Here is a 24,553-nt window from a genome sequence, read left to right on the forward strand (position 1 = left end):
CACACAATCTTTAAAAGAAAAAAAGCCCAGCTAAAGCCAGGCTTTTCATTGTTATTTATTCAAAAATCGGAATTCTGCAAACCCTAAAACGAGCCTACTCTGCAGGATGCGTTGCTGTCTGCATTCCCTGGAGATAGTTCCAATAGGAATCGACATCTTCTTTAATTTCCTCAAGAAGACCAGCATTTTCCGGTTTAAAGAGATGTTTGAAACGACCTTGTGGTTTCAAGAAGTCCTCAAGAGGCACACGCTTGTTCTCTTTAACGTCGGTTACGTTCCACACACCATTTTCAACTTCGAACAAAGGCCAGTAACGTGAGTTAACTGCCGCACGACAAATTTGAGCCGTCAAATCCTCGGAATATCTCCAACCACGTGGACAAGGAGCAAGCACTACGAGGAAGGCAGAACCTTCGCACTCAAACGCTTTAGCTGCCTTTGCAGTGAGATCTTTCCAATGTCCCACAGTAGATTGAGCAACATATGGAATGTGATGAGCTGCAATCACACTTGCGAGGTCTTTTCTGATTTGTGGCTTGCCTTGCTGTGCTGCACCAACTTCTGAAGTCGTTGCCCAAGCACCTTTTGGGGTTGCAGATGAGCGCTGAATGCCTGTGTTCATGTAGGCATTGTTGTCATAGCAAACATAAACCATGTCGTGTCCGCGCTCCATTGCACCTGACAAAGACTGAAGGCCGATGTCATAGGTGCCACCGTCACCGCCAAATGCCACAAACTTGCACTTTTTATTCTCAGGAATTTTTCCCGCGCGCTGCATTGCTTTGAACGCAGCTTCAACACCAGAAACCGTCGCTGCTGAGTTTTCAAACGCATTATGAATAAAAGGCACATTCCAAGCGTTATATGGATAAATCGTAGTCGAGACTTCCAAGCAACCAGTTGCACAGCCAACTACTGGTTGGCAATCCTCTGGCACGCCCATGAGCACCTGACGAACACACATTGAAGCGCCACATCCAGCACACAAGCGATGGCCTGGAGCAAGTCTTTCAGGAAGTTGAGAAAGTTCTTTCAAATTAGCCATTATTCTTCCCCTTTCTCATCCATGTATCCAATAAATTTAAGAGTACCGCTTTCAGTCCCGTTGTCTCTCAAATCTTGTGCCTCAGAAATGATTTGGCGAACAAGCTTTTCAGTAAAGTCAAGACCACCAAGGCCAAAGACATAATTCTTGAATGGAACATTAACGCCTGCTGCAAAAAGAGCCGATGCGACATCTGCACCAAGTGGTGCAAAATGGTCACCAATGCTGTCAGCACGGTCGAGAACAACCACGCTGCATTTGCGAGCATCTGCAACTTGCTTGATGGCATTAACAATAATCTCATCAGGGAAAGGACGATAAACGCGAGGACGAATTACGCCAACATTAACGCCTTCCTCACGAAGAATCCTTGCAACATGACGGACATTGCCGCCAGCCGAACCAAGAACGACAACGAGAATGTCAGCATCCTCGCATCCCCAACAATCGACAAGGTCGAATGGACGACCAGTTATTTCTGCCCACTCTTTGCCATATTTCTCAATAATTGGAAGAGCGGCGCGTGATGTGTCACGAAGTACTTTGCGTGTCTTCATGTATGAAGAACCGTTAGCAAAAAGACCATGACCCACAGGCTCAGAAGATGTGAGCAGTCCGTTTTCTCCTACATAGTCGCCAACGAAATTCTTGACTGTTTCATCGTCTTCTTTAACGCAATATTGCATTGCATGAGAAGTAGTGAATCCGTCAAGCGTTGTCATTACAGGCAAATGAACGTCTCTATCTTCCGCAATTGGAAAAGAAATGATTGAGTTGTCATATGCCTCTTGAGCAGTCTCTGCAAAAAACATAATCCAACCTGCGTCGCGCGCACCCATAACGTCGGAATGGTCGCCGTGAATGTTAATTGGTGCTGAAAGCGCACGATTTGCATTCGCCATGACGATTGGAAGTCTCATGCCGGAAGCGATGTAGAGTTCTTCCCACATGAGAGCTAATCCCTGAGAAGCAGTTGCAGTTGCCACTCGAGCACCAGCTGCAGAAGCACCAACACAGGCACTCATAGCTGAATGCTCAGATTCAACAGTAACAAACTCAGTGTGCACGAGTCCATTGGCCACAAACTTCGCATATCCCTCAACAATAGTGGTTTGAGGGGTGATAGGGTATGCAGCCATTACATCGGGATCAACCTGACGGAATGCCTCAGCAATCATCTGGTTGCCAGTAGCTGAAAATGGTTGTGAAGTTGCCATTATTCGTCTCCTTTCGCCAGAGCCTCAGATTCTTTAATGATTGAGAGTGCATCAAATTTGCATTCATGAACACAAACGCCGCATCCTTTGCAGTGGTCGTAATCAATACCAATCATTTCTCCGTCTTTCACTTGAATTGATGAATCAGGGCAAACTACCCAGCACATCATGCAATTCTTGCAAGCATCTTTTTTCCAAACAGGGCGCTTTGATCTCCAGCCACCTGTGACATATTCTTTAGCTGTGCCTGCATTGCACACATATCCTTGAGGAATTTCTTCCGGACGCCACTCGTCGAAAGTTTCAAGATTTGGCATCTGCATTATTCTTGCACCTCCTCATATGCACGATCAACACTTGTTAAATTAGCATCAATGATTTCCTGCGTAAATTTCTTACCGAATGTTGTCTTGAGATGTTCTTTAATCCCATCAAGAGAAACCACACCAGTCACCTTAGCCAAAGCTCCGCAAATTGGGGTGTTTGGGATGTCTCTCTTAATAGTTGAAAGAGCAATGTCGGAAGCGTTAACGGCAGCCACTTTTACACTCTCAGGAGCATTTAGCTTCTTTCTGGCATCAGCAACGGTCATTGCAGTGTTCAAAATAACAACTCCGTCGTCCTTGATGCCTTCCAAAACATCAACAATATCAAGAAGTGTTTCGTCCAAAACAACAACGATGTCTGGGGTTTTGATTGAATTGTGTACTTCGATTGGTTGATCAGAAACACGAGTGTAGGCCTTCAAAGGAGCACCTGTGCGCTCTGGACCATACTCAGGCATTGCTTGGATGTAGGCACCAGCTGAAAGCGCAGTGTCTGCAATGAGTTTTGCAGCAGTAACAGCACCTTGGCCAGCACGAGCATGCCATCTGATTTCTGTCATCTTTGCCATACTTCCCCTTTCTTTGTAAATTGACAATTATCAATTCTATGTTCTTAAAGACGAACAAAAAAACCTCGCCGTGACTTTTTCGGTCAACGACGAGGCTATCTAGGAGTATATCGAATAACCTGCTGTGACTAAACCCAGCTGATATATTCGCAAAAAAGAGTTAGCGCCTACTTGTGGCAGAAATCCTTTGCAGGACAACCACCGCAACTTCCGCAATCGCAGAGTGCGCTTTTGCCTTGGCGCTTTTTGTCAACCATTCTCCAAATAATGATTGCAACTATTAGAACAAGCAGAACAACAACACCAGTAAAGTCAAATTGACCAAGAATAATGTTGCCAATCTGATTAATTAGAGTACCAACGAGGTAGGCAAATCCACATTGATAGCCAATGGCGAACCAGAACCAACGTGCGCTGTTCATTTCGCGCTTGATTGCACCCATTGCAGCGAAGCAAGGTGCGCACAGCAAGTTGAAGAACAAGAATGCAAGTGCTGCAGGTGCCGCCATAGCGCGGAAGAACTCGCTCACGCCAATGCTGCCACCATAAATAACAGACATTGTTGAAACGAGGTTTTCCTTCGCAACAAGACCTGTTAGGCATGTGACAGTTGTTTGCCATTCGCCAAATCCAAGTGGGGCAAAAATCCAGCAGAGAGCATTGCCGATTGCGGCAAGTATTGAAGAATCAATTTGATCTTCTTCAAGCATTCCGAATGAGCCTTCTGCAAAACCAAAGTTCTGAAGGAACCAAATCACAATAGTTGAAAGGAGAATGATGGTTCCAGCTTTTTTAATGAAGGCCCATGCACGGTCCCACATTGTTTTCAAAACAGAAGTGAGTTTTGGAAGATGATATTGTGGAAGCTCCATGATAAACGGTGATGACTCTCCCTTGAAGCGGTTTAACCTTTGGAGGAAAAGTCCACTAATCAAGATTGCGAAGATGCCACCGAAGTAGGCTGCAGTTGTGATTACTGCCGCATACTCACCGCCCATGACTGCGCCCGCAATGAGAGCGATGATTGGCAACTTAGCAGAACAAGGAATCATCGTTGTGGTCATGACAGTAATTCGACGTTCCTTCGGCTCCTCAATTGTGCGCGTTGACATAATCGCAGGCACGCCACAACCTGTTGAGATGAGCATTGGGATTATGCTTTTGCCTGAGAGTCCAAAGCGTCTAAACAATCTGTCAAGCACGAATGCAACACGCGCCATATATCCGCATTCTTCAATAAATGCAAGGCAGATGAACAATACCATCAACTGTGGAACAAATCCGAGTACCGCACCAACACCACCAATAATGCCATCAACTATCAAGCCCTGTAACCATGATGGCGATTCAAGACTCTCGAGCCAATCACTTGCAGCATTAGTTAAAGAAGGAATAAAACCATCATAATCTGCAGGGTCAGGTTCGTCAGCCTGAGCAAGGACAGCTTCCTCAAAGTCCGAAGAAGTAACCTCAATCTTGTCTCCAGTTGGGACATCGTCTTCATACAAGTCAACATCTCTTGCCGTGAAAGACGCATTAGCGGTCACAAAATCATCAAGCGTTTTATTAGCGTCAGCGTCTTCTGGATCTTCTGCTAATGCATCAACCGCACCTGAGACTTCTTCAGTGTCAATGCCTTTAGCCTCAGCCGCAGCGAGATATCCACTGATCTTATCAGCATAATTTCCTTCTGCATACTCATCAGCAGCCTCTTCATAGGCCTGCTGGCTTTCGCTGTTTACAAAAAAACCATCGCCAAAAAGGTTATCGTTTACCCAGTCGGTTGCTGGCTGACCAACCCAAACCATCGCGATGTTAAAAATCAAGAACATCACAAGGGCAAAAATTGGAAGTCCCAAGACTCTGTTCGTGACTACACTGTCGATTTTTTCGGAAATCGGCTTCTTTGGCTTTTCTGGTGCTTTTTTACACTCTTTAACGATTGGAACAATGTAGTCATATCTTGCATTAGTGATGATTGTTTCCGCATCATCCCCAAGTTCTTGCTCAGCAGCTTCAATGTCATGCTGCACATGCTCACGATCTTCTTGTGAAACGCCAATCTTATCAAGGATTTTTTGGTCGCCCTCAAAGATTTTAATTGCATACCATTTTTGAATCGACTCTGGGAAATCATGCAAAACGCGCTCTTCAATGTGCGCCAGAGCGTGTTCTACACAACCCGCATAGCTATGACACGGAGCTCTGTCGCCCTTCCTTGCAGCTTCAATTGCCAGTTCAGCGGCTTCCTGCACATTTTCGCCTTTTGCAGCTGAAATCTCAACTACTGAGCAGCCTAATTTTTCCCCGAGTAGTTTCGTGTTAAGAGTAACGCCGCTTTTGCGAACAACGTCCATCATGTTAATAGCAACCACAACCGGGATGCCAAGCTCGATTAGTTGTGTAGTGAGATAGAGATTCCTCTCAATGTTAGAGCCGTCTACAATGTTCAGAATTACATCTGGACGTTCATCAAGAAGGAAATTTCTAGCAACAACTTCTTCCTGAGTGTAGGGGGACAAGGAATATATTCCTGGAAGGTCAGTGATGCGAACGTCTTTGTGGCCTTTAATGAATCCATGTTTCTTTTCAACAGTTACACCAGGCCAATTGCCTACATATTGGTTAGCGCCTGTGAGAGCATTAAAAAGAGTCGTTTTGCCACTGTTAGGATTGCCAGCAAGTGCGATTGACATGCCCATTATTGCACCTCAATCATTTCTGCATCTTTGCGACGCAAACTCAAATGATAATCCCTCAACTCGATTTCCATAGGGTCTCCTAGCGGAGCAACCTTAACAACCTTGAGTGCAGTGCCACGAGTGATGCCCATATCCATGATTCTGCGACGAAGTGCCCCAGACCCTTGGATATTGGCAACAATGCTCACGTCACCCACCTTAGCGTCTTTCATTGTTTTCATCCAAAAACTCCCAAACATTTAATAAGCAACAAATAATTAACCTGAGAAATTAACTGTTAGCAATAGCTAACATAAATTACCGATACCTATGTTAGCACATGCGAACTCAAATTAGCGAAAACTTTTTAAATCTCTGAATTTTTAAGGAATCAGCCAACATAAATCCAAGTTAGGCACCCCATTTGCATTAGTGCCAGGCATAAAAGTTATGACATTTAGGCAAGTTTTGCAGGGTACAACAATAGTATTTACGTTAATTAAAGCTAAATTGGTGCCATACATAAATTCAAGGAAGAAACTAAATGTGACAAAGGTGTGTTAATCCCCACGAACAAGCTATCAATTCATACAACAAATACACCCGGGAAACACACTTGGTAAAGTTCCTTCTTCACAAATTGGAATTGACTTTGTGCCGAATACAAACTCACCTGAGGAATAAGTTTGGTAAAAGTGTCTGCTAGGGCCACTTTTTAAAGGAGTTAAAAATAAATTAAAGGTGCTAGCTACTTTTCTCAAGCACATGCGAAAGAGTTTTTTTTAATTCTGCGACAGTAGAAACAAACTGAATTTCTGAGAGACGCGAAGGCGTTGAAAAGCCTTTTTCTATCATCTCATCAAGAAGTGTTCGCAGAGGATCATAATAGCCGTCGAGATTGAGGATGAAGCATGGCTTGTGCAGGCGATGAAGCGAACACAGCGACATGATTTCTGAAATCTCTTCAAGTGTTCCAGTTCCTCCTGGGAGAGCAACATAGGCGTCACCCTTTTGTAACATTAGAGCTTTTCGCTGTTGCATGTTCTCTGTCACAATCAAATCAGATACTTCCTCGAACTGCAAATCTTGGTCAATAAAGAAATGAGGCTCAACTCCAGTTACATGTGCACCGTGATCAAGTGCACTTTTTGCAACGGCGCCCATGAGCCCGACTTTCGAGCCGCCATAAATTAAAGAGTGACCATTGTCTCCAATCCAAGCGCCAAATTCTTCGGCAGCTTTTTTATAATTAGGGTCGTTCCCAAAGGAAGCACCCAAATAAACAGTAATGTTCATGTTCTCTCCAAATAAAAAGAAGTCAATCGCTTTCATGAAATGCCACGTGCAGAATAGATGAGAAATAACTTGCCGCACAAGAGGCATTGTATTGACTCTCAAACCTTAAATAATTATATAAAACGCGACTGCCCAGCAATCTTGTTAAGCTTTAAAAGAGAAATGCTTTATTGGCGGCGAAGTAAATAATAGTTTCCAAATTCGGAAACAACCGTTCATTAGGAAGTCTTCCACTTTTTTATACATAAAAACGTTTGGATTATTTTGAGGAAAACCTCAAGTTGTGTTTCCCACAGACAATCACCAGCAATCGTTCTCCGTTCGAAACATTGCTAAGGGAGAAATCACTCGAGAAGGTACAAAATTTCTTCAGCAATTCAAAACACTTAAGCCGTAACTTTTGCATCTATCATGACTAGCTAGATGCAAATAAAAAGAGGGCATTTAAACTCAAACGCCCTCATAAAAAATTGCGTGACCAAGACGACTATTAACTAGTAGAGTTTTGCACCTGCAGGAATGTGATTATCAACAATCAAAAGGTGAAGTTTCTCAGCACCCTCTTCTTCATGTACAGCCGAGATCAACATTCCTTCTGAGGCAATGCCCATCATCTTTCGCGACGGCAGGTTCACTATCGCAATTGCAGTTTTGCCAATTAGCTGTTCAGGCTCATAATAATCATGAATTCCACTCAGGATAGTGCGATCTTTTCTTTCACCATCATCAAGCGTGAACTTCAAAAGTTTTTTCGACTTTGGAACTGCTTCACAATCCAAAATTTTTACTGCACGAAAATCAGACTTTGAAAACGTATCGAAGTCCACCATTTCCTCAAACAGAGGCTCTACTTTTACTTTAGAAAAATCAATTGTTTCAGGTTCAACCACGCTTTCAACAGCGACTTTCTGAGCTGAGTCTGCCTTTTTAGTAAAGTCAGCAGATGGTTTCATTGCCGGGAACAAAAGAACATCACGGATGGAAGCGGAATCGGTCAACAGCATCACAAGACGATCAATTCCTATGCCGCAACCACCAGTTGGTGGCAATCCATATTCAAGTGCACGAATGTAGTCGGCGTCAAATCCCATTGCTTCATCGTCACCCATGTCCTTTGCAGCGACTTGAGCTCGGAAACGTTCTGCCTGATCAATTGGATCATTTAATTCGGTGAACGCATTTGCATATTCATGACCACAAATAAACAACTCAAAGCGCTGGGTAAGCTCTGGGTTATCGGGGCATTTCATTGCGAGCGGAGAAACCTCAAGTGGATGCTCCGTGACAAATGTAGGTTGAATCAGCTTCTCTTCTGCAACTGCCTCAAAGATTTCCGCCAAAATTTTGCCTTTACCCCAAGCGGCCTGAACATCAACACCATTGTTCTTCGCTATAGAAGCAAGCTCCTCGCGACTGCGGTTGATGTTTACATCTTCACCTGAATATTTAGAAGCAAGTTCACTCATTGTGGCAACTGCAAAATCTCCAGAAAGATCAATGTCGGTTCCCTGGTAATTAATTTGCAAGGTGCCATTTGCCGCCATACAAGCGTCCTGGATTAACGCTTGAGTAATCTCAATCATTCCATTGAGGTCAGAAAATGCTTCGTAGAACTCAATCGTTGTAAATTCTGGATTGTGATAGGGGTCCATGCCTTCGTTTCTAAACTGGCGACCCAATTCATAAACACGATCCATTCCACCAACAATGAGACGTTTCAAAGGCAACTCAGTTGCAATGCGCAAATAGAAATCAATATCTAACGCATTGAAGTGAGTTATGAACGGTTTGGCATTTGCACCACCAAGAATCTGGTGCAAAAAAGGAGTCTCTACCTCGTGATAGCCACGATTATCCATAAAGCGGCGAATCGCTGAGACTATCTCAGAGCGTTTAACAAAAGTATCTTTTACCTCAGGATTCATGATGAGGTCAACGTAACGCTGACGATATCGCGTCTCCTTGTCAGTGAGACCATGGAACTTTTCTGGCAAAGGACGAAGAGACTTGCTCATCAATTCAAACGACGATACGCAAATCGAAACTTCTCCGCGCTTTGTTTTCATCATGGTGCCTGTGACCGCAATCCAGTCACCGACATCAAGTTCTTTCATCTTTGCAAATTGCTCGTCGCCAAGGTTGTTGATTCTACAGAAAATTTGCATTTTTGCAGTGCTGTCCATTACCTCCATAAAGGCAACCTTGCCTTGGCCACGCTTTGCCATTAAACGCCCTGCGATGGAAACTTCATCCTCTGTGAGTTCGCCATCTTCAAGACCAGCATATTTTTCCAAAAGCTCACCAACGTAATCGCTTGGAGAAAAAGCATGACCATAGGGATTTTCGCCAGCGTCAATCATTGCTTGACGCTTGTTTTTGCGCACTTGGACTGGGTCGTCCTCTGCAACTAGTTTGTTTAGTGTTTCTTCAGCCATATCACCAATAACTATTTAAATGACAAAATTTTTATTTGAGTTTCGCGGCCGTTTGGCCCAACTGCTATTACTGTGTCACCTTTTTTAGATCCAAGAAGAGCCTGTCCAACAGGGCTTAAATTAGAAATCTTGCCAGCAGCGACGTTGCTTTCTGCTCCACCCACAATTGTAAAAACACGCTCAGCACCGTTCATTTCAACTGTGACGGTGTTGCCAATGTTTATTTTAGAGCCCTTTTTTGCAGCAGAAATAATCGTTGCTTCCTGCAAAATGCGATTTATCTCAACAATTCTGCCTTCCATCATCGCTTGCTCATTTTTCGCATCGTCATACTCAGAATTTTCTGAAATGTCACCAAACTCGCGTGCAACCTTAATGCGCTCTCCAACCTCGGCACGTTTCTCAGTTTCGAGATAATGAAGTTCATCAAGAAGGTCTTGTTTTCCTTCTTCCGTAAGAATAATTTCTGAATCAGTCATTTTTTCTCCTCGTTTTATTTGCCCTAACTGGGCTAATCCTTAACTGAATTATTGTGTCATTAGTTCTGCGAAATACATCACTTTAAAAAGCATTTGGCAAGATCTGCTATTTCTTAACGACTACTCTTTTTACCTTTTTCTTAGGTTCTTCATCGTCAGCATCTGCTTCCTCAGCTGCTTCTGGTTCATCGTCATTCTCGATGTCTTCGTCATCTTCAACCTCAACAACTTTCACCTTTTTCTTAGGTTTTGAAGTAGACTCAACCTCTTCCTCTTCAGCTGCTTCTTCTTTGCCCTCGTTCAAGCCATCTTTTAGGTTCTTAACTGTTTTTCCAAGAGAGCTTCCAATTTTAGGAAGATTCTTTGCAAATTTTGCGCCAAACAAAACAAGAACAATAATAAGAATAACGATTAGTTCTGGAGTTCCAAGACCAAAAATTTTCATTTCAATAACCCTTCGTACAGCGTTTTATTAACGCCTTGCAGACGTATAATTAACCGTTAGATAATATCACACACGCGCAGGCAAAGGGAGATTTCAAAGCTCATGAATAAAGAGTCAATTTCCACGATGAATTTAAGTGCAGGCGCGAAATTTTGCATCGACACACTTGAAAATGCGGGCTTTGAAGCGTGGGTGGTCGGAGGCTGTGTCCGTGATTCTATTCTTGGCTATGCTCCACACGATTACGACATAGCAACAGACGCCAAGCCAAATGAAACAGAAGCTGTTTTTAGCAAAGCGGGTCTAAAGACATTCGATGTCGGAAAGAAGCACGGCACTATCTCTGTTCTATTTGAAAGCTCTTTAGATGAATGTGGCGCAGATACTTGTGTCAGGCCTGAAGCTTTCATGAAAGATGTCAAAGCAAAAAAAGAAACTCCACACCATCAAAATGAAACCTCAGCTCATCAAAAACAAGAAACGATTGAGATTACAACCTATCGCGTTGAAGGGAAATATTTCGACGCACGCCACCCCGACTCTGTCGAGTTCGTGCGCTCAATCAAAGAAGACCTGAAACGCCGAGACTTTACTATGAATGCAATCGCATTCAACCCTCGACTCGGCTTTTTTGATCCACTTGGAGGGATGAAAGACATAAAGGCAAAAGTCATTCGTTGCGTTGGAGATCCAAAGAAGCGCTTTAAAGACGACGCGTTGAGAATGCTCAGGGCATGTCGCTTTAAAAGCCAGTTAGGTTTCATCATCGAAGAACAAACATGGGCTGAAGCCGTTCGTCAAAAGGCAGGGATTCTTTCAATTTCGAACGAAAGAACAACTTCTGAAATCAACAAACTGCTTCAAGGCGAACATGTTCTTGAGGCACTAATTTCGTGTCCCGACGTTTTAGAAGTCGCTCTTCCGGAAATCACTGCATGCAGAGGGTTTGATCAACAGACAAAATATCACGCATTCGACGTTTGGGTCCACATCGCCCACGTCGTCGCCCACGTAAAAAACACGCAACTTTTGCGCTGGGCAGCACTTTGCCACGACATCGGCAAACCGTCCACATTCTTTCTCGATGAAAACAAACAAGGACACTTCTACGGACATGCTGTTCAGAGTGCAACCTTAACAAAAAACGTAATGAGCCGAATGTGCCTTGACAAAAAGACAAAGCAGCAAGTCATAACCCTTGTCGAACGTCACAACGACACGCTTTCCCCTGAGAAACAAAATATCACACGAACAATTAGGCTAATGGGTGGCAACGTGTGGCTCTTTCGGCAACTATTGCAACTCAAGCGTGCCGACTCTTTAGGGCATGCCTCACAATATCAACGAGAAACAAGTGTTTACGACGAAATAGAAAAATCACTCGACGATTTGCTTGCTGACGGGTATGTTTTCAACGTGCGAGATCTTGAAATCTCTGGCAAAGACTTGTTAGCGCTAGGCATGGATGAAGGTCCACGAATAAAAGAAAAACTAGGAGTCGCCCTTGAATGGGTGCAAACTGGAGTCTGCAATAACAAAAAAGATGAACTCATAGCTCAAATGGAAAAGCACCTTACAAGAAACTTAAATCCTTTATGAGTTAGCAAGCTTGACTTAACCCAGGGTTAAAGGCACAAAATACGAAATCAATTTTTTATTAAAACACATGCGACAAAGGCACTTAAACGCACTCAATCGCCGAAATATATGGCAGAATTTATGCAAAGTAACTAGGAGGAAAGATGTCAATCACGACAGACGAAATTCAAGATTTATTCATGAACCAAATTGACTGTGGAAGTGTTGTAGCTTCACAATTTTCTGATGAAACAAATAGGTCAGCATCTGACCTAATGAAGGCATGCAGTGGATTCGGTGGTGGTTTATTCTGCGGCGAGACCTGTGGTGCTATTGCTGCGGCTAACGTGGTCATAGGATTAAAATATGGAATCGACACTCCTGGCGATGAAGAAGGCAAGACGGAACTTATCAAGAAAGTGAGTGAATTCAACGCAAGAATGCACGAGAAATATCCCAGCTTTTTGTGCACTAATCTTTTGGGGTCTGATCTTGCGACAGCTGCAGAGTCAGGAAAAATGATGCAGTTCTGTCCCAATTTCTGCAAAGAAGTAATCGACGTCTTAAAAGAAATAATCTAGATTGATGGCAACTGATTTGTGCTTTTTTACAACTTACACAAAACTAAACATAATTAATGAATTTTTTCGCATTGAGCAACCATAAAAATAGATTTGAGCTGCTTTATGCGTGGCGCACGTGCATAACACCAAGCAATGTGCTTTTATAGAATGTATTAAGGAGAGAAGAAATGGCAAAAGCAGACACAGCAGAAGAATTATTTCGCGAAGGGTTTAACTGCTGCCAATCAGTCTACTGTGCATTTGCAGAAGAAATGGGATTAACACCTGCCGAGGCTGCAAAGAAATCTAGTCCCTTTGGAGCAGGGTTCGGGAAGCTTCGGGAAGTGTGCGGTGCTGTCACTGGAATGGTCATGGTCTTAGGAGAAATGGAGGGCTACAGCGACCCAAAAGACTCTCAAGGCAAAAAGGAGTTATATGAGAAGGTGCGTCAACTCTGCAATCAATTTGAAGAATCAGAGGGAAGCATCATTTGCAGAGAACTCTTAGGGCTCAAAAAGGGTGAGGAGCTAGAAGAGCCAGCAATTAGGCCAGCCAATTATTATGAGACTCGCCCTTGTTTAAAAGCTTGTCGTCGTGCGGCAGAAATTTTGGAATGCCACCTAATTAAAAATGCGCTCTAAAAAAGATTATCGAATGTCTCTGTATGCCGCAGCGATTTCCTCTATGGGAACGCCGTCGCGATAGGCTTTACGCAGGCGGTTCATCTGCCACATAACTTTTAGCTTTCCCCCTTCATGATAGCGACGACTCGATGTCTCTATCAGCCCCTTTGCAACACCAATTTTTTCCCCTCGTTGTTTTAAGGTGAGTGAAAGCTGGTAGTCCTCCATTATTGGCAAATCTGGAAAGCCACCAATCTCGAAGAAAAGATCTTTTTTAATGAAGATTCCTTGATCTCCGAATACTACCTTTCGGTCATAAATCCTATTATTCGAAATTATTTGACAGATTTTCATAAGAGGATCAGAGTCGTCAAACTTCACTCCAAAACATCCCCAGTTGGCTTTCTTCAAAGTTTTACGAACTTGCTCAACAAGGCTTTTTGGAGGACGGCAGTCGCAATGCAAAAACATGAGAATATCACCCTTTGCAAGCCTGGCAGCCTCATTCATCTGTTTAGCTCGTCCTTTTTCAGTTCGAATTAATCGCGCGTTAATAGGCAGGTTTTCCTGCAGATAGCCGACAGTTCCGTCGCTAGACCCTCCATCAGCAAAAATAATTTCGGCTTTCTCAGCTATTGGACCAACGCTTTCCAAAAAAGTAGAAATTGTAGAAATCTCGTTATAGATTGGGACAATGACAGAAACAACGCTTCCGCATAGCCCTGCGAGCTCAAAACGCGAAGTATCGAAATTATCAAGAAAAACCTTTGTTAAGCTATTCGACGAAAGAAACTCTCTCTTTTTCCACAATTCATAAAAATCAGCTGGAACATCAACGTCTTTTTCTTCTTTTCCAAGAGCCACATTAAGAGTTTCTTTGCCACACTGTTTTAAAGTGTCGTCTAAAACCGTCTTTTGACCTTCGTTCTTAACGTGAAAGATGCATGACTTTAGCTCATTCAATCCGACATAGCAATAGCCCCCATCATCAGTTGGGCCAATAACAACATCAGACTCTAAAAGACTTCTAAACGCACATGATATTGAGTCTGCATCTATGCACGGAACATCGCAGCCAACCAGAACTTTTCGACCAGGCGCCCCGAATGCCCAAGAGTCACTAAAAGCATTATTCATCCGGTCAAAAATGTCGGTGCCCCGCTGCGGAAATGTGCAAAAAGGAATCGAAATCTCATCGTTTAGAAATGAGCGGAATTCATCTTTGTCATCATCTGTCGCTTCTCCATCTTCAAAATAGCAGACATCAACTCGATCAGCAATCGAAGAGATGACCCCTAGTTCATCTGCCATAAAAGAGTAATGAAGATTTACACACTCATCGGGTGTCAAAAAAGGACTGAGTCGAGTCTTGGTTTTTCCCGCTACTGGAATTCTAGTGAAAAGGATTATAGTTTTTATGTTTGTATAATTGCAACTCATTGAATCAATGTATTCTCTAATTTTTAAGCTTGGCACAAACCCCACATGTCAGTCACTATTTTAACAGCCTCCAAATTCATGTGTGACCCCATTGCCAGGCCCCTTGTCAAAAGACTAACCTCCTCTAAACATAGTGAGAGAAGCATTTAGTGCCAAACCAATATTAAAGCGACACAGATTTCAAATAATTAATGTCCAAATAATGACCAAGTTTTTCACGTGTTACGTCATCAAGTATTTCCTTCGAATTGCTTGCATAATCCACACTTGCCTGCGCACACCATGTTATTCCTCGCAAACAAGTAAAATTCGCAAACTTCAAACAGCGATCCTTCAAGCCATCATCTTTAAAACGACCAGAAATGTCGTCGATGTATTCGCCAACAAAATCAATCTTCTCACTCTGCGTGAAGAAAAAGTCGGTTTTCCAAAATGTAGTGGTGTCTGCCAAAAAGTGCCCGATGTCTTGAGCGGGGTCGGCAATCAGCGGCTTTTCCCAGTCAATTAAATAGCTAGGCTCAGAATCGCTTTCATTTATTAAAAAATTAGTGTTGTTAACTTCGGTGTTAATGATTGAGAAATGATTGTTTATCTCTCCAAGTCGAACAAGTGTCTTCTCAGCCTCAGAAATTAAACGCACGATTTGGGCCTTAATTCTAGACTCGCAGATGCTAGATTGGAAATAGACTGCCGCCATCTTTTTGCATTCTGCAAGCATTTCAGCAAATGCATTGTTTGCTTTTATTAGGCCAGTGTTGTCGGGGATTGGAAATGAATGAATGTCAGCAAAGATTGAAGCAGCTTCGCTAAGATGGCATCGTTTCTCATAGTCGAGTTTAACGCCAGGAAGAAATTCCTCTACCAATACGCCATTTCTGCAAAGTGAGCGAGACCCATCACAGTAAAAAGCCCTCGGAGTTCGATTACATTTCTCAAGGGCTTTTAAGCCAGAATATTCATATTCAATTTGATTCTCGATTCCCATTTGAGAACCACGCTCAACCCGAAGCAACAATTTTTTGTGCGTTGTGGGGTGCTCGAAAATAAAATTTTGGTTATATTCGCCATGTGCAAAGTCGGAATATTGTTCTTCTACCTCCAAGGGCAGTAAAAGCGCTTCCCGATATTGCCGAGAAGACACAACTTTTGAAAGTCCTGGGATGGCATTTAAACATTCATTCATAACATTTGCCTTTCAGACATTGTTTTAATGCAGAAATTATCACCTAAAAATTATGCCTAGCACTAAAGCTCAATATTTAATGTATTCACGTTTCAAGTTCGTAAATAACACCTAAATAAAAAAGGCTTAACTCGAAATGGACTTAAAAAAATAATCATTGGAACTGCGCACAAAAGCGAAGCACAGAGCAATGAGCTCGGCTACACAACAGGATTGCAGTTTTTTGCAAACTTGCATTTTGCCCTGTTCATAAAAGCATTCTTAGAATCAGGCACTTCATTAACACCAAGAATTAACGATAAAACATGGGCACAGTTATCATTGCCCAAACGCGAAAACTGTCCAAGGCATGAAGCGCAATAGGTGATAATTGTTTCGTTTTCTGCAGCGTCCATGACCTTATGAGTGCATTTCTGAACGGATTTAGGGCCTTTTGCCATAATTTCAGGCAAAAGACCACAGCACGGAACCTTTGACATCGTTTCCACATTCTCAAATGAAACACAACTTCTAACTTCTGATTCGAGCTCGTGGGCAGGTCGATCAGGACACGGAACAAAGAGTTTTCCGTGTACCTCGGCAACAGAAGTCGAAGGTTTAAGGTCTATCTCTTTTAGATATTCATAAATTGAAACAACTGGCAATTGCAAACGCCCACGCATTAATTTCCAACAATTAGGACACAAAACAACTACACGCTCACAACCAATCTTTTTAAGCCTTTTCTCTATTCCGCGCAGAACACGATCCGTGCCGCCATGAACTCCATAGCCATCCAATGGATGACCACAACACGCATATGCAACTCCACATCCGTGATCGTTGCAAACTTTGGCAATTGCCTCCATTGTTTTTGGGAATTGAGAAGGAAACGCACATGCTGGAAACAAGACATCTTTGCATTTTTTAGAAGGATAGCACTTGAAAGGATAATGCCCTTTTTCAAGGCAAATCATTTTTGTAGAAAAACTCATTATTCAATGTTCGCTTTCTTCTTCAAAAAATAGGCTATCAAAAGTGTGACAATCAGCAGGATAGCCGCAAAACCAAAATAGAGAAGTCGGTTGTCAGCATCAAGCAGCCCAGCTGAAGCTACTGTGTAAACTGCAGTCCCCGGAATCATAAAAATTGCGGAATAGAGCGTGTATGAAAAAAAGCTTATGTCTGTTATTCCATATGCAAAATTTTGAAGGTTATAGGGAAAAATCGGAATCAGCCGCGTGATTGCAAGGAGATAAATGTCACTTTTGTGAGCTCCCTCAAAAAACAACTTGTTAAGCTGCCTATTCTGAGACAGTTTTGGCTTTAGCGAATCTTTCAAAAAATAACGTCCGACAAGAAATGAAACCATTGCGCCAAGCGTCACGGCGAGCCAACACAAAAAAGTTCCAGTAATCGCGCCAAACAAAGTGCCTGCCGCAATTGCAAAAATAACGCCAGGCAGGGCCAAAACTACACATCCAATTATTGATAACACTACATAAATGATTCCAGTTGTAACAGGATGCTCAACTAGCATCGATTTGAGCCAGTCTATAAATTGGCCATTAGCAATCATGTCAGACCAACCAAAAACAAAATTCAAAACTACAATCAAAACTACAAGCCCCAAGAAAACAAGGAGCTTGTAGTTTTTTTTACAAAATTCGAGAGCCGAAGCCATGACTATTCCTCAACAGAGGTTTCCGATTCTTTGGTTACAAAAGACTCCGAAACATTCTCTTTAACTGACTCATCAGATTCTTTTACCGAATTAGAACCACTTGAGATTGCTTCTTCTTCAATTGGCTGCACAGGAACAACATCGGCCTCAGCCCTAGATTGGTTAGGTTTCGCCTTTCTGCGCGTGTTGAATTTGCCTTCAGCATTAACTTCAATCGCAGACTTTCCATTTGCAGCAGCTTCAGCATCTGCAGTCTCGTTAGATTCATCCATGAGTTCCTTATGACGTGATTTCCAAACGAGCGCAAAAAACCAAACTACGCCCGCAATGATAAACATCATAATCATGGCCATAAACACGGTGTAAATCTCACCTGTCAAGGTTGATCCTACATAGGAGTAAACAATAGTTGCAGGAAGCTGGCCAATGCCTGTCCAAATAAAGAAGTCAAGAAAACTCATGCCTGTAATGCCAGCAGCATATGAAATGTAGTCAAAAGAAACAAATGGAAGAAGGCGACAAATGAGAATCGCATTTTTGCCATACTTTGTAAACCATCTGTCAACACTAGCCAAAGCACCTCTGCTCATAAAAAGCATAACGGCGTCGCGTCCAAATAAACGTGCAATATAAAAACAAATTACAGCCGCAAGCATAGCTGATGACCAAGAAAGAATCGCTCCCCAAACCCAGCCAAAAACAGCAGCGTTTGAAAAAGTAATCAAGAAAGCAGGAATTGGTGCAGCTAGAGACTGGAACACCATCAAGAAAGTAGAAACCAAAGGTCCCCAAACACCTGTTCCTCTAATGAGTTCTTTTACCTTTTCAATGTCACCAGCTGACAAAAGATTAAAGACATATCCAATTGCATCATGAACTGGCTGATAGAAGCTACAAACTAAAATTATTACAAAAAGAATGAAAAATGAAATCCACTTGACGCGACTTTGGTAGATTGAGCGTCTTCTCTCTTCTTCGTCCTCATATGGTTTTTCAGGGGCTTTATGGACAAATTCGTAAACAAAAATAGCAATGCCACCAAGAACAAAGAATGCAAACAGTAACCAGGACACCATTTGAATGTTCCAATGGAAAACAATACCGAAGAAACCGCGCTTCGTGAACATGCCAAGTGCGCGCACAATATGCGCAAAATCAGCTCCATAGACGATAATCGCAAACATTATCGTGCACATCACTGAGCCCAGAGTTCCTCTCCAGCCAACACCACGGCGATGTCCACGTCCTCCATAAATCGCTCCAGCAAGACCAATCAAGAACACATACCAAAAGATGTATCCAAAATATGACATCTGAATGCTTGTCTGACCGAAGCAAAAATACTCAACCGTGCAAGCCCAGCAAAAAGAGACATAAACATAGGAAAAATATTTCATGAATGTCTCAAGTTTTTTAACACCTGTCGTTCTGGTGTCAGGTTCAATCACCTTTTCCGCTTTTTCTTTCCCCTTTAAAAGGGCCATCTATTACCTCCATAATCAATTAACCAAAGCTAACCCACCGAACATGAAGATAGCCACAGTGAGTTGCCGTGGCTATCTTTCAAATTAATTTAAATAGACGCTTTCAAGCAAGGCATTAAGCCTTAGCTTTGAATGTAACTACAACTTTAGTTCCGCCAGCTGGGAGGACGTCCTCACGACCGTTGAACCAAGTGTAGTTAGTTGCTGTTGTTGTGTTTGATTCCCAAGCAGCGTCAGAACAAATTCCAACTGCACAGGAGTCGAGGCAAAGTACGCATCCGGTATTCTTTGCTTTTGCACGATCAATGTTGCCTCCAAATCTCCAGTCGGCTTGTCTCTGCTCGCCATTCGTTGTTTTGAAGCATTTCTCAATTGGGAAAGGATCTTTTCCGTCCCACTGAATTGTAACGTCAAGCTTGTCGCCCTCGATAGATTTTCCCTCACCAGGAGCCGCAGACATATCAGCAGCTGTTAGATTGTTTCCAGGAGTGAAACCGAGATCCATCATGTCTTGATAGAACTCTTTTTCATCGCCAAGACCAGTGAGAACAGACTTGTCTCCATTCGAACCGCCCTTGTATACAATTGCATGGCGTGTGTTTTCGGTGAAGTAAATGTCATTTACTTCAGCAAGGTATCTAATCTCTTTTTTCTCTTTGTCAACGACGATAGGCTTTGATTCAGTTGGCATTTCAACAGATTCTTTCTTTGTATCATCGCTCTTTTGATCACTTGAAGAAGAGCCGCATCCCACAAGTGCGAAAGCAAGAAGCGCTGCACATGCAGCAACTACAGCAAGCTTAATCCAAGACATAGCTGTCTTTGAGTTATTCATATTTCCTCCCTATAAAAGATAATCCCATCCAAAATACAATTGGAAGAGAGACATAATTCCCCCGCAGACACGGGTAATGCAGATCGGTTTCCTGAAGCAGAAAGCGTCTATGAAAAATTTCAAAAAACCTGAACTATATTATAGCACTGTTAAGAAAAAGTCATTCAAGCACGCCACAAAAAACACACAGCAAAGACGCTGTAAAAACAACTTTCACACTTGCATTGCTAAAGCACAAAGCAAAGAATATTGGCAGGCTAGTTAAAAACCCACAGATGCTAAACTAGGGAAATTGGGTCAACGTCGACAGCTGTCGAAACTCCTTTAGAAGCATTGAAACAACGAAACACTTTTTCAATCTTAGAAGAAATTTCCATTTCGAGTGGCACCTTTAGCAAAACATGAAAATGCCAGCTCTTTTGCACCTTCTCAAACGGGCAAGCAGAAGCTGGAGAGATAATAAGACCAGACGCTTCTTCTTCTGACAACTCATCAACGACTCGTTCGCGCAGTCTGTCAATGTCTTTGCGAGCAAGCTCTTTGTCAGTCGACCAAACAAGAAGCCTAACTAGTGAAACATAAGGTGGAAATTTTAATACTTTTCGCTTTGGCAGCTCCACGCGCAAAAACAACTCCCTGTCATGTTCTTTTGCGGCGCGCAGTGCCGAATTATCGGGCTCATAGGTTTGCACAATGACTCTTCCCTCGTAAGTTGACCTTCCGCAACGCCCGCTAACTTGTTCAATCAAATCAAAAGTGCGTTCTGAAGCTCTAAAATCAGGAACGTGCATTACAGTGTCAGCATTAATCACTCCAACAAGCGTAACCTCATCAAAGTCAAGACCCTTAGCAATCATTTGAGTGCCCAAAAGAACAGAGCGACTTGCATCATCGAATTCTCTAAGGAGCCTCTCATGTGAATTAGCCCTTTCGGTTGTATCGGCGTCCATTCTAACAACTAGAACATCTTCAAAACCTGGTCTCTTTGACAACAAGAGGCGCAGTTCCCCTTCAACTTTTTGAGTTCCAGTTCCCAATCTTTTTAAATAGGGAGATCCGCAAGCAGGGCAAACGGCAGGCGACTTTACGTCATAGCCACAGTGATGACATTTCAACTTATTTCCATCTTCATGATAGGTCAAAGAGGTGGAGCAATTCGGGCATTCAGGAACGAAGCCGCAATCTCGACACAAAAGAAATTTTGAGTAGCCGCGCTGATTAAGAAGAAGCACCACCTTGTGCCCCTTTCCTAACTCCTCAAAAATCGAAGACTTCAAATGCGGAGAAAACAGGCTGTATTTACCGCCTTTCGGAAGCGTAGTCATGTTCACAATTTCCACTTTTGGCATAGATTGCCCCGTGGCCCTTGCACTGAGTTCTACTCTTCTCCAATCTGCGTTATGCTTTGAGCAATAAATAGCTTCGATGCTCGGAGTTGCACTGCCCAAAACAAGCACTCCCCCAGCCTCTTCCATCAACTTCTTTGCGACAGTTCGTGCGTGATAACGCGGGGCACTTTCCTGTTTGTAGGAAGTTTCATGTTCCTCGTCGATAACAACTATTCCAACATTTTTTAAAGGAGAAAATAGCGCACTTCGTGCACCAATCACCACTCTGGCGTTGCCATCTTTTATCCAAAACCACTGTTGGCGTCTTTGTGCTTGTGTCATTTTTGAATGCATAACAGCAATCTCATCACCAAAGCGCGACTTAAAACGCGCAACGGTTTGTGGCGTCAAGGAAATTTCAGGCACAAGAACTATCGCATTTTTCCCCTCACTCAAAACTTTTGAAATAACTTGAAGATAGACCTCTGTTTTGCCAGAGCCTGTGACACCATCAAGCAAAACACAAGAGCCGTTTTGCAAAGATCGCATCTGTTCAATCACATTAATAGCATGATTTTGCTCCGACGTTAAATGCTCCGGTTCTGAGTAGTTGTTAAATATTGAATCAACGTCTTTTTTGTCAAACTCGATTTTCTTAGGTCGGCGAGATGCTTTTACTAACGAAGTTGTGCCGTCTTTATGAGATACAAAATGTGGCGTTCCACCAGAAGGCAAAGCAAGTCGCACAGCGCTTGAAAGTGGCGAAACATATTTATGAGCTATCCAAATTAGTTCTTCTGCCCTTTGCCTTTCAAAATAGCTCTCGCTCAAAACGTCTTTAATTTCCTTGACTTCAAAATCTAAATCAGTTGCGTTTTGGTGAAGATTAACTGAAATGACAAACCCCACAGCAGGTTTATTTCGGCATTCAACAAGAACAGCCTTGCCAACTTCCACAAACTTTGCTTCTCTAGATTCACAAAAATTTTTAGATAAAGTTTTTGTTGTTACATCGTGAGGCAAAAATCGATTAGGGATAGCATAGGTAAAAGCTCTATCTATCACCTTTGAAGTTGAATCTATTACAATTTCTGCAGTTGCCACAGTAAACACCCACTAATTCAAACTAGACAAAACTAACCAAAGATTTCATATTCCATCTAAAACTTTTATAAAAATCTATTCGTATAACGCAAACTCAAATGTCACAAAGTGCGGAAAAGTTATTAGGCAAACAATTAGAAATCAACCTTGAAAGCAGGCTTGACAAGCCCATTGTGGTCAACAGCTATCACTCCCTCATTGCCACAACGCAAATAAATGCCTGCAAATTTTCCGTTATATGAATAAAGTCCTGGCATCGCATTGAACTTTTGCACTGGCGTCGTGTTGTCAAGTTTTTCGCCAGTAAACAAAACATCTGTTTTGTGTTGCTTAGCATACTCCTGTGCAACATAACCCGTGTTAACATGTGATTTCACAACTTCAGCCCATTTTTGTGTATCCTCAAAATCAGGACCTGCAAAAACACCTTTTGCGCCGTAATCATCTTCAGGTTTCAAAATCCATCCATTAGGATTGTTCTGAATTTCGTTTACATCAACAATGCCACCAGAATCGAGACGATAGGTTCTAGGGCAATGAGAATCAATAAAGTCACACTCTGAGTCTGTTAAAAACCTTCTTGTTTCAGGCAAAAATAAAGCGATGTTTACAGTTTTTGTGTGAACAACTGTGGTTCTAAAGTGCCCAACTAAACACACTTTTTCTGCTGCAACAGCATCGATTAAACCACAGCATGAATCAATGTTATTTTGAATGTCACATGTTACAGCGCGTCTATAAACACAGTCAACAACTTCACCATCTTTGTTGTCTTTAAGATGCTCTCCATCAAATTCAAGATCGCGAATGTCAACGACTCGAGCTCTCACACCGCAACGTTTAAATGCATCTGCGAATCGGTCAAAGTCGGAATAAGTTGCATGCTCATCCATGAAATCAGCAATCACCACAAGAGGATTCTCGCGATAAAAACAGCACTCCCTGTAGTTTTTCAGACACTGATTCGCCCAAGAATCAAAGAGCTCATAATTCTCAACCGACTTGTGTGCATTTGCAAACTGCTTAAAAGCATCACCTTTAGCAATAGCCTCGCCCAGAACAAGGTCACGAGACATGCAGCTTGTTCCATCGGTGTTAAACTCGCAAAACTTGAAGTCTAGAGTTTCTTCATCCATAAAAATGTCAAAGCGAGCCATTGGCAAAAGCTCAGAATATTGACAGGGCAGCATTATCAACTCTTCAAGCTGTTTTGAATAACCAAATAGTTCTCTATAATTAGCATCTTCTAAATAGCGGCGAATGATTTTTGTGAGTATTGAATGAGTGGTTGAAACAATTTCTTCAAAATGCTTGTTTAAATTTTCATTCACAAGATAGGGAAAATAAGAAAAATTGAGAGGTTCTCCATGAGCGTCGACGTCACTGCGAACTAGATAGTCAAGTGCAGCTTCTCTGCCAGTCAAATCACCATCAAGTTCACACAAAATTTGCTTATATTCATCGTTAAGAGTATTCACTATGCGCCCCTCCATTTTCGCAAATTTCAATGTCACAATTATAATTTAAGGTTCTAAAGCAAATTATGAGGAGGAGTCTTGCTCTTAGTAATTCCAAAAGCACTGGCAAGAATCGTTTTGGCGATAACAATCATTTTGGCAGGACTAATGGTTTGTATCCACATCCCACAAGTCACAGAAATAGTTTCAAGGTTGACTTCTAATGCCGCTTCTGTGGGATTGTCATCGGATGCGATGGCAAAAATTAGCGTTAGCACAAGGGATTTTTCGTTAGGGTTAATTGGACCAGAAGGACTTAAAAGCGTGCTTGCAACCCTCGGAATTCCAACTAGCGCCCTTGACGAATCGATGCTCACCCATTTGCAAGATTGCACATGGGTGTTCAATCTAATGACAGACCTGTTCAAAGCATTAGGAATTGCATCATTGGTGCTTGCAGTGCTCGCACTAATAATAGGTCGAAGAAATGAGCTTTCGAAACTTCTGTTGCAATCTTCAATTCTTGCAATCCTAATTCTTGCTGCTTTTGGAATATGGATTACCGTTGGTTTTGATTCATTTTTTACATGGATGCACTCCCTGTTTTTTGCTTCTGGCACCTGGACCTTTCCGGCCGACTCATTCCTAATTCAGATGTTTCCCGAAAGCTTTTGGATTGGCATGGGGGTTGTGTGGGGCGCTTCGTCGGTTCTATTCTCACTTGCTCTAATTCTCATATCGCAGGTAATTAAGAAACGATAGCCCTGTGCTAGAATTTTTCTGCTGTGATATTGATTTGAGT

Annotated in this window: 22 protein-coding genes; 4 read left to right on the plus strand and 18 right to left on the minus strand. The window is 42.5% G+C overall.

Translation table 11 applies throughout. The features are described from left to right. Positions 1 to 94 precede the first annotated feature (94 nt). From FXZ76_RS00140 to FXZ76_RS00185, 10 genes are all read right to left on the minus strand, one after another. On the minus strand, positions 95 to 1,045 hold the full coding sequence (locus FXZ76_RS00140) for a thiamine pyrophosphate-dependent enzyme (RefSeq protein ID WP_079535127.1): 951 nt from the start codon (positions 1,043 to 1,045) through the stop codon (positions 95 to 97). Beyond that, positions 1,045 to 2,262 carry a hypothetical protein gene (locus tag FXZ76_RS00145; RefSeq protein ID WP_079535128.1) on the minus strand — a complete coding sequence of 406 codons (1,218 nt, stop codon included), beginning with the start codon at positions 2,260 to 2,262 and terminating at the stop codon, positions 1,045 to 1,047. Before FXZ76_RS00145 ends, FXZ76_RS00140 begins: the two co-directional genes overlap by 1 nt. Further along, complete coding sequence (locus FXZ76_RS00150) at positions 2,262 to 2,585, minus strand: 4Fe-4S binding protein (RefSeq protein WP_197682067.1); 324 nt, start codon at positions 2,583 to 2,585, stop codon at positions 2,262 to 2,264. The genes FXZ76_RS00145 and FXZ76_RS00150 overlap by 1 nt, the downstream gene beginning before the upstream one ends. Beyond that, on the minus strand, positions 2,585 to 3,157 hold the full coding sequence (locus FXZ76_RS00155) for a 2-oxoacid:acceptor oxidoreductase family protein (protein ID WP_079535129.1): 573 nt from the start codon (positions 3,155 to 3,157) through the stop codon (positions 2,585 to 2,587). Before FXZ76_RS00155 ends, FXZ76_RS00150 begins: the two co-directional genes overlap by 1 nt. Positions 3,158 to 3,324: 167 nt before the next feature. Beyond that, a complete protein-coding gene (locus FXZ76_RS00160; protein ID WP_172618926.1) occupies positions 3,325 to 5,859 on the minus strand; it encodes a FeoB-associated Cys-rich membrane protein in 2,535 nt (844 codons plus the stop codon). Beyond that, positions 5,859 to 6,080, minus strand: a complete 222-nt coding sequence (locus tag FXZ76_RS00165; RefSeq protein ID WP_079535130.1) for a FeoA family protein — start codon at positions 6,078 to 6,080, stop codon at positions 5,859 to 5,861. Before FXZ76_RS00165 ends, FXZ76_RS00160 begins: the two co-directional genes overlap by 1 nt. A gap of 502 nt (positions 6,081 to 6,582) precedes the next feature. Next, on the minus strand, positions 6,583 to 7,134 hold the full coding sequence (locus tag FXZ76_RS00170) for an LOG family protein (RefSeq protein WP_079535131.1): 552 nt from the start codon (positions 7,132 to 7,134) through the stop codon (positions 6,583 to 6,585). A gap of 494 nt (positions 7,135 to 7,628) precedes the next feature. Next, complete coding sequence (gene lysS / locus FXZ76_RS00175; RefSeq protein ID WP_079535132.1) at positions 7,629 to 9,569, minus strand: lysine--tRNA ligase; 1,941 nt, start codon at positions 9,567 to 9,569, stop codon at positions 7,629 to 7,631. Between the two features lie 11 nt (positions 9,570 to 9,580). After that, positions 9,581 to 10,048, minus strand: coding sequence for a transcription elongation factor GreA (greA, locus tag FXZ76_RS00180; RefSeq protein WP_079535133.1), 468 nt, complete (start codon positions 10,046 to 10,048; stop codon positions 9,581 to 9,583). Between the two features lie 106 nt (positions 10,049 to 10,154). Further along, positions 10,155 to 10,493, minus strand: coding sequence for a twin-arginine translocase TatA/TatE family subunit (locus FXZ76_RS00185; protein WP_079535134.1), 339 nt, complete (start codon positions 10,491 to 10,493; stop codon positions 10,155 to 10,157). Positions 10,494 to 10,595: 102 nt separating this feature from the next. On the opposite strand from FXZ76_RS00185, the gene FXZ76_RS00190 reads away from it, so the two are divergent. The 3 genes from FXZ76_RS00190 to FXZ76_RS00200 all read left to right on the plus strand — a co-directional run bounded on the left by FXZ76_RS00190 (position 10,596) and on the right by FXZ76_RS00200 (position 13,275). Further along, entirely contained in the window at positions 10,596 to 12,092 is a 1,497-nt protein-coding gene (locus FXZ76_RS00190) for a CCA tRNA nucleotidyltransferase (protein ID WP_079535135.1), read from the plus strand. 143 nt (positions 12,093 to 12,235) lie between these two features. Then, the gene (locus tag FXZ76_RS00195; RefSeq protein ID WP_079535136.1) at positions 12,236 to 12,652 is read left to right on the plus strand and encodes a C-GCAxxG-C-C family protein; all 417 of its coding nucleotides are present in this window, start codon (positions 12,236 to 12,238) and stop codon (positions 12,650 to 12,652) included. 170 nt (positions 12,653 to 12,822) lie between these two features. Continuing rightward, positions 12,823 to 13,275 (plus strand): C-GCAxxG-C-C family protein, encoded by a 453-nt coding sequence (locus FXZ76_RS00200; RefSeq protein ID WP_079535137.1) that lies wholly within the window; start codon positions 12,823 to 12,825, stop codon positions 13,273 to 13,275. A 6-nt stretch (positions 13,276 to 13,281) separates the two neighbouring features. Here FXZ76_RS00200 and FXZ76_RS00205 read toward each other — a convergent pair whose 3' ends face one another. The 8 genes from FXZ76_RS00205 to FXZ76_RS00240 form a co-directional block, all read right to left on the minus strand. After that, positions 13,282 to 14,697, minus strand: a complete 1,416-nt coding sequence (locus FXZ76_RS00205) for a TIGR04283 family arsenosugar biosynthesis glycosyltransferase (RefSeq protein WP_147571464.1) — start codon at positions 14,695 to 14,697, stop codon at positions 13,282 to 13,284. 163 nt (positions 14,698 to 14,860) lie between these two features. Then, complete coding sequence (locus tag FXZ76_RS00210) at positions 14,861 to 15,880, minus strand: phosphotransferase (protein WP_079535139.1); 1,020 nt, start codon at positions 15,878 to 15,880, stop codon at positions 14,861 to 14,863. A gap of 200 nt (positions 15,881 to 16,080) precedes the next feature. Next, on the minus strand, positions 16,081 to 16,854 hold the full coding sequence (locus tag FXZ76_RS00215) for a heterodisulfide reductase-related iron-sulfur binding cluster (RefSeq protein ID WP_079535140.1): 774 nt from the start codon (positions 16,852 to 16,854) through the stop codon (positions 16,081 to 16,083). After that, positions 16,854 to 17,543 carry a TVP38/TMEM64 family protein gene (locus tag FXZ76_RS00220; RefSeq protein WP_079535141.1) on the minus strand — a complete coding sequence of 230 codons (690 nt, stop codon included), beginning with the start codon at positions 17,541 to 17,543 and terminating at the stop codon, positions 16,854 to 16,856. Before FXZ76_RS00220 ends, FXZ76_RS00215 begins: the two co-directional genes overlap by 1 nt. A 2-nt stretch (positions 17,544 to 17,545) precedes the next feature. Further along, on the minus strand, positions 17,546 to 19,027 hold the full coding sequence (locus FXZ76_RS00225; protein ID WP_197682068.1) for a TVP38/TMEM64 family protein: 1,482 nt from the start codon (positions 19,025 to 19,027) through the stop codon (positions 17,546 to 17,548). A gap of 115 nt (positions 19,028 to 19,142) precedes the next feature. Continuing rightward, entirely contained in the window at positions 19,143 to 19,862 is a 720-nt protein-coding gene (locus FXZ76_RS00230) for a YdjY domain-containing protein (protein WP_197682069.1), read from the minus strand. Positions 19,863 to 20,140: 278 nt separating this feature from the next. Then, entirely contained in the window at positions 20,141 to 22,294 is a 2,154-nt protein-coding gene (gene priA, locus FXZ76_RS00235) for a replication restart helicase PriA (RefSeq protein ID WP_079535142.1), read from the minus strand. Positions 22,295 to 22,428: 134 nt separating this feature from the next. After that, positions 22,429 to 23,772, minus strand: coding sequence for a hypothetical protein (locus FXZ76_RS00240; RefSeq protein WP_079535143.1), 1,344 nt, complete (start codon positions 23,770 to 23,772; stop codon positions 22,429 to 22,431). A gap of 78 nt (positions 23,773 to 23,850) precedes the next feature. Here FXZ76_RS00240 and FXZ76_RS00245 point away from each other — a divergent pair, with 78 nt between their 5' ends. Continuing rightward, positions 23,851 to 24,513, plus strand: a complete 663-nt coding sequence (locus FXZ76_RS00245; protein WP_079535144.1) for a lipoprotein intramolecular transacylase Lit — start codon at positions 23,851 to 23,853, stop codon at positions 24,511 to 24,513. Positions 24,514 to 24,553 lie beyond the last annotated feature (40 nt).

Origin of the sequence: Phoenicibacter congonensis, assembly GCF_902386915.1 — a bacterium.
Lineage (GTDB): Bacteria > Actinomycetota > Coriobacteriia > Coriobacteriales > Eggerthellaceae > Phoenicibacter > Phoenicibacter congonensis.